Origin of the sequence: Capsulimonas sp., assembly GCF_039929585.1 — a bacterium.
In the GTDB taxonomy this organism is placed as follows: Bacteria; Armatimonadota; Armatimonadia; order Armatimonadales; family Capsulimonadaceae; genus Capsulimonas.
Genome location: NZ_JBDSQY010000127.1, coordinates 1 through 7758, shown reverse-complemented (window position 1 = coordinate 7758; position 7758 = coordinate 1). Strand labels below are relative to the sequence as shown.

At 60.3% G+C, this 7758-nt stretch carries 8 protein-coding genes; 4 read left to right on the top strand and 4 right to left on the bottom strand.

The window, feature by feature from the left end:
- On the bottom strand, nt 1-219 hold a 219-nt coding region (locus ABIZ35_RS08715; protein WP_348219501.1), incomplete at its 3' end, for a hypothetical protein.
- A 376-nt stretch (nt 220-595) separates the two neighbouring features.
- Here ABIZ35_RS08715 and ald point away from each other — a divergent pair.
- Nucleotides 596-1714 (top strand): alanine dehydrogenase, encoded by a 1119-nt coding sequence (ald, locus tag ABIZ35_RS08710; protein WP_348219500.1) that lies wholly within the window; start codon nt 596-598, stop codon nt 1712-1714.
- Nucleotides 1715-1989: 275 nt separating this feature from the next.
- Here the strand turns inward: ald and ABIZ35_RS08705 are convergent, their stop codons facing one another.
- The 3 genes from ABIZ35_RS08705 to ABIZ35_RS08695 all read right to left on the bottom strand — a co-directional run bounded on the left by ABIZ35_RS08705 (nt 1990) and on the right by ABIZ35_RS08695 (nt 4855).
- The gene (locus tag ABIZ35_RS08705) at nt 1990-3003 is read right to left on the bottom strand and encodes a DUF5666 domain-containing protein (protein ID WP_348219499.1); all 1014 of its coding nucleotides are present in this window, start codon (nt 3001-3003) and stop codon (nt 1990-1992) included.
- 59 nt (nt 3004-3062) lie between these two features.
- Nucleotides 3063-3806, bottom strand: coding sequence for an orotidine-5'-phosphate decarboxylase (pyrF, locus tag ABIZ35_RS08700; RefSeq protein ID WP_348219498.1), 744 nt, complete (start codon nt 3804-3806; stop codon nt 3063-3065).
- Between the two features lie 359 nt (nt 3807-4165).
- On the bottom strand, nt 4166-4855 hold the full coding sequence (locus ABIZ35_RS08695; RefSeq protein WP_348219497.1) for a Bax inhibitor-1 family protein: 690 nt from the start codon (nt 4853-4855) through the stop codon (nt 4166-4168).
- 132 nt (nt 4856-4987) lie between these two features.
- On the opposite strand from ABIZ35_RS08695, the gene ABIZ35_RS08690 reads away from it, so the two are divergent.
- From ABIZ35_RS08690 to ABIZ35_RS08680, 3 genes are read left to right on the top strand one after another with little or no spacing between them, the layout of a single operon-like run.
- Complete coding sequence (locus tag ABIZ35_RS08690; RefSeq protein ID WP_348219496.1) at nt 4988-5329, top strand: (2Fe-2S) ferredoxin domain-containing protein; 342 nt, start codon at nt 4988-4990, stop codon at nt 5327-5329.
- Nucleotides 5330-5356: 27 nt separating this feature from the next.
- Nucleotides 5357-6715, top strand: a complete 1359-nt coding sequence (locus ABIZ35_RS08685) for an MFS transporter (protein WP_348219495.1) — start codon at nt 5357-5359, stop codon at nt 6713-6715.
- 5 nt (nt 6716-6720) lie between these two features.
- Nucleotides 6721-7629 (top strand): N(4)-(beta-N-acetylglucosaminyl)-L-asparaginase, encoded by a 909-nt coding sequence (locus ABIZ35_RS08680; RefSeq protein ID WP_348219494.1) that lies wholly within the window; start codon nt 6721-6723, stop codon nt 7627-7629.
- Nucleotides 7630-7758: the final 129 nt, after the last annotated feature.

The following is a 7758-nucleotide window of genomic DNA, read 5'->3' as shown; positions in this document are numbered from 1 at the left end:
AAAGACGGTGTTGATATTGAAGAAGAACGAGCTGTTGTCAATGACTCGCTCGGTCTCAGGATAGGCTTTGATCTGTTTCTGAACGGCGGGGTTGACATGCAGATGTCCAGAGCGTGGTATTACCGGCGTAAACACGCGTGTGTAGTTGTAGATCGTCAGGACAGTCAAGTCGATCGAATTGACAATCGTCACCACGGAAGCGATCAAAAATACCGACAAGATGATCACGAAGCCGAGAGGCAGAGTACGGTTCAGATTTCGTCGGAAATAGGTTAGCGGCGAGAGTGGGCGTGCGATGGTGAATGGTCCTTCCCAGAACAGTCGACACTGCCATTATACCCATCTCAAGATATTGAATTCACGGAATTCGGTATGAACTCTATGCTCCTTTCCTAGTTGAGAAAGTTCGCAGTTTTTTCACTCTGATATTTTTTGTACCGGCCTTTGACATTTCCCATAATAGTTTTTGTATCCCATGCAAGTAAAATGGTGTTGTGAGGCGGATATTCGCCGTAAAACGGGAGCCGTCGCCCATCCCATTCATTTCCATTCTCCTCAGAATGTTCGCTCTTAGGTTAGAGAAAGGTTTGCTCATTTGAATATCGGAGTCGTTCGCGAAATTAAGAACAACGAAAACCGTGTCGCCGTCGTCCCTTCCGGTGTCGAGAGTTTGGTCCGCGCAGGCCATACCGTTACCGTGGAGGCGGGCGCGGGACTGGGCACCAGCATCCAGGACTCCGAATACACCGCCGCCGGCGGGATTTTGGTGGAGACTGCGGAAGAAGTGTGGGCGGTCGCGGATATCGTCGTGAAGGTCAAAGAGCCTCAGGCGCAGGAATGGGCTCTGTTCAAGCCCGGACAAACGCTGTTTACATACTACCACTTCGCGGCTTCGCGCGAACTTTCCGAAGCGATGGTAAATTGCGGCGGGGTTTGTGTTGCGTATGAGACGGTGGAAGACAAGCGCCGCACACTCCCCCTGCTGACCCCAATGTCCGAAATCGCGGGCAAGATGGCGGTGCAGGAAGCGGCGAAGTATCTGGAGAAGCCGCAGGGCGGCCGGGGAATTCTGCTGGGCGGCGTGCCGGGAGTTCCGGCGGCGCATGTGGTAATTCTGGGCGGCGGCGTGGTCGGCATCAACTCGGCGAAGATCGCGGCTGGCATGGGCGCGAACGTGACGATCATGGACATCGATCTGGAGCGTCTGCGTTACCTGGACGACGTGCTCCCCGCGAATGTCACCACCTACTTCTCGAACCCACTGCACATTCGTGAGATCCTTCCCACAGCCGATGTCGTTATCGGCGCTGTCTTAATCAAAGGCGAAAAGGCCCCCATCTTGGTCTCTGTCGCCGACCTCCAGCGCATGAAGCCCGGCTCGGTGATCGTGGATGTCGCCGTGGATCAGGGCGGCTGTATCGAATCCATGCACCCGACCACCCACGCCGTTCCAGTCTTCACCGTCGATGATGTCATCCACTACGGCGTCGCCAATATCCCCGGCGCCGTCCCGGCGTCCTCGACTTACGCCCTGACCAACGCCACCTTCCCCTACCTGCTCTCCCTGGCAAACAAGGGCGTGAAGCAGGCCCTGCGCGACGACGCCGGCCTCGCGCTCGGCCTGAGCGTGGCCGACGGCAAGATGTTCCTGCCGACCGTGGCGCAGGAGTTCGGACTGCCGCTAGGCTCCGCAGCGGACTGGATCGCGGCGTAAGAGACCGAGTCCCGGCATTTGCGCCCCCCGTATGACCCACCCCGGCGCTTCGCGCCACCCTTGAGTGACCTACCCCCGGCCTTCGGCCGCCCCCTCCCTTGAAGCAGGGAAGGGTTAGAAAGAGATTCTCGGACGAAAGCCGCCTGCAACAACAAAATCCTAATTACCCTTCCCTGCTTCAAGGGAGGGGTGGCGCGAAGCGCCGGTGTGGGTCATACGGGGGGCGCAAATGCCGGGGGTGGGTCATACGGGAGGGCGCAAACGCCGGGGATAGGTCACTCCTCGTACACCGCCGAAACGACCTCAATCTTATCCGCCCGGAACTCATCCCCGTCGTATTCGCCCATCACACGGATCGTATCTGTCTTCGTCAGATCGTGCACCGAGATTCGCTTGCGGTCGCGCAGGATGGGGATACCGCTCGGCACGATGACCTTCACATCCCGGCTCCCCGCAATGTGAACCTTTAAGTCTCGGGAGTTCAGGCGATTGCTGGTCTGAGTAACGCGGCCGATCAGAAGATGATCGTCGTTTTGATTGCCGGATGTCTGCGGGTCGTCGCTTCCATTGCTGGGCAGAGCGCCGCCGATAACCCGGCCAAGGCTGAGCGCGTTCGCATAGACAACGCCATCAGAGCGCAGCAGGCCGCGCACGGTCAGTCGATCGCCGATGCTGACGCCGATGTGGTTTTCGTCGCCGCCCGGCACACCGCGCAGGTCGGTCCGGTCATCGACAGCGACGGTGCGCTCGTGATCGTTGATTCGGATGACGAGGCGGCCACGGTCGTCGTCGACCTTCACAACCGTACCACGCATTTCAATCGGCTGCTGGCGATAGGTACGAGAGCGGGAAGATGACGAAGACGGCGGTGGCGGAGTATCCGGCCTCGCCGGCGCGGGATCGACCGGATCGATGCCCCGGCCGGGTTGCGCCGGCAGGACGTTCAGCGTGCTGGCCGCAAGGATATTGTCCGAGAGCAAACGTCCATCAATGCTGACCCGCATATCCGGAACGAGGTCCCCGGTCTCGGCGTCGCGCTTGCTGCGCGGCAGACGGATCTTCGTGTCCGTCGTGTCGACGGTGTAAGAGCGCCCTTTGTCGCTGATCACAACAATGGTATCGCGCTCCGAGTCGACTTTGTCGATCCGTCCGTCGACGTGAAAGTCTTCCTGCCCCTGGTAGGGATAGTCGCTGTCACTCTGCGCCGCGCGGGCCGGCGTGGGCGCGGCGGCGACGGCCATTCCAAGACAGCTGAGCGCCAGCGCGGCGCCGGTCCACGTTTTCCACATACGCGTTCTCCGTGTCGGTAAGTAAATCGGTTCATTCATACTTACCGGACGAGCAGAACTCAGGCATTGTTCCGCGCCGCGTCCGCTTCGGCGTTGATCGCCTTCGCGGCGGCGCTGGGATCGGGAGCGCCATAAACAGGACGACCGACCACCAAATAATCGGCGCCCAGCGCCACGGCCTCACCGGGCGTCATCACACGCTTCTGATCGCCGACATCCGCGCCCGCCGGACGCACGCCAGGGATCACCAGCACAAAGTCCGGCCCGCATGCTTCTCGAATGGCGGCAATTTCATGCGGTGATGCGACAATACCATCGCATCCGCTATCCTGCGCCAGCCGCGCCAGGCTCACGACATGATCCTTCAGCGAGCACTCGACGCCCAGTTCGCCCGACAGCACTTCCGGCGCGATACTTGTCAAAATCGTGACCGCCAGCACCAGAGGCTTCTTGGCGAAGCCGCCTGCCTCCGCACCCTGCGTTGCGCCCTGCACGGCGGCCTGCATCATGGCCGAGCCGCCAGAAGCGTGCACATTGAACATCCAGACGCCGCGCTTCGCCGCCGCACGCGACGCGCCAGCGACGGTATTGGGAATATCATGGAATTTGCAGTCGTAGAAGATCTTGGCGTCTTTGCCGGCGGCGTCATAGATGCGCTCGAAAACATCGAACCCGGCGGCGTTGATCAGCTCAAGGCCGACTTTGAAGCCGGCGACATCATCTTTGAGACGCACGGCGAGGTCCACGGCTTTGTCGGCGGTGTCGGTATCGAGGGGGAGGAGAATGCGGCTTGTGTTTGACATGCCCTATTGTTCGACTGGAGGGGCGCGGGTTCCTCCCCATGCCCAGAGCAATCCCTATTCCCCCGGCGCTTTAGCGCGCTTCCCCCTTTTTCCCAACAAGCTGCTTCGCAGGGTAAAAGGGGTGCTGATAATTACTTTCCATTCACTCGTCACATGGCCGTGAGGAGTTTGGCGCCGAAAGCGCAATGCTCTTCCCAGATACTTGTCGAGCGAGCAAGGACAATAATTATGAACGCCCCTTTTACCTCTGGGCAAAAGGGGGAAAGCGCTTCAGCGCCGGGGGAATAGGGACTCCCGACCACAAAAAAAGCCGGGCTCGCTTTCGCAAGTCCGGCCTTTTTTCAATCATCGTAACAAACTTAGTCGCGGCTGCGCGATCCGCCGCCGCTGACCGACAGCAGGATCTGGAGGATGAACCAGAACAGGTTGATGAAGTCCAGATACAGCTGCACGGTCGCCATCACGTAATCTTCAGGACCGAAGCGATGCTTGATGTTCGAGACATCGTACAACACATAGCCGCAGAAGATCACTGTTCCCGCGAGCGAGTAAAGCAGCGTTCCCCCCCCACCCATATTGATGAACATGCCAATCAAGCCAACGACAAACAAGCCCAGCAAGGCCCAGTAAAGCATCTTGCCCAGACCGCCAAAGTCCTTATTCGAAATCCAGACATAGCTTCCAAGGCCGACCACAAGCAGTGCGGAGAGAGCGGCGGATTCCGCGATGATCATCGGCCCCATCGTGAAGCCATGTGCGATCCTACTAAGAACTGGCCCGGCCATTAAGCCTTCCAGTACACTCAAAACGTACAGCAAGATCAAACTAACGACCGGCTGGCGGCGCGTAAACGTGATTCCAATAACACAGGCAATTGATCCAATGAACAGTGGAAGGATCAGCCCGGGCGAAAGCTGTGCGGTTGCCGCCCACCATGCGGCGCCGGCTGTCACTAAAAGACAGGTCGCCAGCAGGTAACACACGCGCTGGATCAGCGTGGTTTCTCCCACGGCCGACCTCGGCACGCTATAATAAGGATTGTTGTTCATTGCTTCTTAAATCTCCACGAGGCGCACGGCGCCATTGCAGTGATAGTACCCACTATTAGAACGAATATTACAGGCCTCTGAGTTCCCAGACAGGAATGCGCTCACCCTCCGCCGAACTACGGGGAACGAACCGTGAAACCAAACAGCCATAACATCCAATACCACTTTCTCATTTGCGGAAACATGCGTCCAGAGGACAGCCCTCTGCCAAGCTGCGGACCACGCGGCGGCTCGGCGATTGCCGACGCCTTTCGCGCGGCCATCGCGCGGCGCGGGTGGCCCGCCCGCGTCAAGGTGACGGCGACCGGGTGCCTAACGCCCTGCCTGATCGGCCCCAACCTCGTCGTTTATCCCGAAGGGGTTTGGTATAGCGGCGTTTCTCCCAGTGATGTCGAAGAGATCGTCGCAACCCATCTCGATCGCGGAGCCGTGGTCGAGCGCCTGCTGATGCCGAAGGAGGCTCGGCTCTGGTGAGAACATCCCCAAAAGGACAATATTCGAATGAGCAATAAAAGCGCCACCGTCGACGCCGCTCCCACAGGGCGCAAAAAACTTCTGGATATGAACGGCTACCAATGGGCCGTGCTCTTCGCCGCGTGGCTCGGCTGGGGTTTCGATGTGTTCGATGGATTGCTGTTCAATTTCGTCGCGCCCAATTGCGTTCCCTCACTGCTGCACCTTCAGCCCGGCAGCGACGCCGCCAAGCATGCGACGGCGTTCTGGACAGGCGTGGCGACATCCATTCTCCTTATCGGCTGGGCCATCGGCGGGATCGTATTCGGCAAGATCGCGGACCGGATCGGGCGCTCGCGCACGCTGATGCTGACCATCCTGCTCTATGCGCTTGGCACCGCCGCCTGCGCCATCGCGCCCTCCCTCCCCATGCTGCTGCTGTTTCGGTTCATCGCGAGCCTGGGCATCGGCGGTGAGTGGGCCGCCGGCGCATCGTTGGTGGCGGAAGTCGTACCGGAAAAGCGTCGTGTTGAGGCGGGCGCGCTGCTCTACACATCGGCGCCGCTGGGCCTGTTTCTCGCCGTGTTCGTCAACAGCCTGATCTCCACGGTCTATCTGGCCGATCACCCTGAAACATCCTGGCGCTGGGTGCTGGGCTGCGGCCTGATCCCGGCGGCGTTCGCATTCTTCGTCCGCACACTGGTCAAAGAGCCCGAAGTCTGGGAAAAGAGCGCGACGGATCAGCGCGGACGCATCCGCGAGCTGTTCACGCCGAAGTATCGGATGTCGACGCTGAGCGGATTTCTGCCCGCACTGACCATTCTCATTACCTGGTGGACCTGCAACGCGTTTCTGCAAGTCATCGCCGCCGACATGGCGCTTGCCGCCGCCGCGCGGGAAAAGCTGAGCGCGCACGACACGGGAGCGCTCAAGACGGCCTGGATCACGCTCGGCTCCAGCGTGTTCAATCTGGGCGGCCTGCTCGGGACGCTGCTGACAATCCCCGCCGCCAAGTTCCTGGGCCGGCGCATGATGTTCGGCGTTTACTTTTTAGGCTCGGCCGCCGCGCTGTTCACGGCGTTCGGCCATCGCTGGGAGCCGATCACGCAGCTCTGGCTGTTTTTCCCCATTGGCGTCACCGTCTTCGGCGTGTTTGGGGCCTGCACGTATTATCTCCCCGAGCTCTTCCCCACCCGCCTGCGCGCCACCGGCGCAGGCTTCTGCTACAATGCGGGACGGTTCATCACCGCGATTGGGCCGTTTATCGTTGGCAGCTACGCCAAGGCGGGGCCAAGCGCTCTGGGCAGTATCCTGCACACCCTCTGCTTTGTCGCCGCCGTGCCGCTGATCGGGCTATTGTTTCTGCCGTGGATCATTGAAACCAAAAATCGAGTGCTTGAGGGTTAGAGAATATGCTTGTCGTCGCCAGTGAAAACGGAAAAGTCGGGATTGGGGCCGCGATGGAAATATTGCGCGCGGGAGGATCGGCGCTGGACGCCGTGGAGGCCGCCACGCGCGAAGTGGAGCGAAACGAGCACGATCATTCCGTGGGCGTCGGCGGATATCCCAACATTCTGGGTGAGGTCGAGCTGGACGCCTCGATTATGGAGGGCGCCACGCGTCAGGCGGGCGCCGTCGCCGCCATTCGCGGCTATCCCCATCCCATTTCCGTGGCGCGCGCGATCTTAGATAAACTGCCGCATCACGTGCTTCTTGCAGGTGAAGGCGCGGCGCAGTTCGCCGCCGAGCATGGTTTCGAACCGATGACGCTGCTCACGCCCGAGGCCGAGGCGGCATGGCGGCGAGTCACCCAGCGTCCCGGATTTGCCGACGCTCCCTTAACTGTTCAGGCGCGCATGGCGCAGGACCCGGAAAAGACAGTCGGCACCGTGGACTTCCTCGCGCTGGACGATCGTGGACACATCGCCAGCGCCGTCAGCACCTCAGGCTGGGCGTTCAAGTACCCGGGACGCGTCGGCGACAGTCCAATCATCGGCGCCGGCAACTACTGCGATGACCGTTACGGCGCCTGCGCCTGCACGGGCCTCGGAGAGCTCTCCATCCGCGCCAGCCTCGCCCGGATGACCGTCGCCGCCCTCGCGCGCGGCCTGAGCGTCTCTGAGGCCTGTCACGAGACCATGGCGGACCTTGCCCTGCTCCCGCTGCCCGCGACAATTCCTCCAGCCATGAGCATGATCGCCATCGACCGGCACGGCAATCACGGCGGCTTCACGCTAGCTGAGGACTTGAAGTACGTCTGGCAGGATGGGACGATGGAGGAAGCGCGGATCGAGGAGCGGACACGGGTTTTGTTGGGGTGAGAGGCCCTCATCCCCCTGTATGAACAGGGACATGCTTTACACTTTAGACCGGCGACATCCTTTACACATTATTAGGATTGTTTCTCCTTCGAAATGTCTCTTGATGTTTCCAAAGCCAGTGGCGTCTCG

Bases quoted from the DNA above. Each gene is read 5' to 3' on its own strand.
- ABIZ35_RS08705 (WP_348219499.1), bottom strand. From the start codon at position 3,003: ATGTGGAAAACGTGGACCGGCGCCGCGCTGGCGCTCAGCTGTCTTGGA.
- pyrF (WP_348219498.1), bottom strand. From the start codon at position 3,806: ATGTCAAACACAAGCCGCATTCTCCTCCCCCTCGATACCGACACCGCC.
- ABIZ35_RS08695 (WP_348219497.1), bottom strand. From the start codon at position 4,855: ATGAACAACAATCCTTATTATAGCGTGCCGAGGTCGGCCGTGGGAGAA.
- ABIZ35_RS08680 (WP_348219494.1), top strand. From the start codon at position 6,721: ATGCTTGTCGTCGCCAGTGAAAACGGAAAAGTCGGGATTGGGGCCGCG.
- ABIZ35_RS08685 (WP_348219495.1), top strand. From the start codon at position 5,357: ATGAGCAATAAAAGCGCCACCGTCGACGCCGCTCCCACAGGGCGCAAA.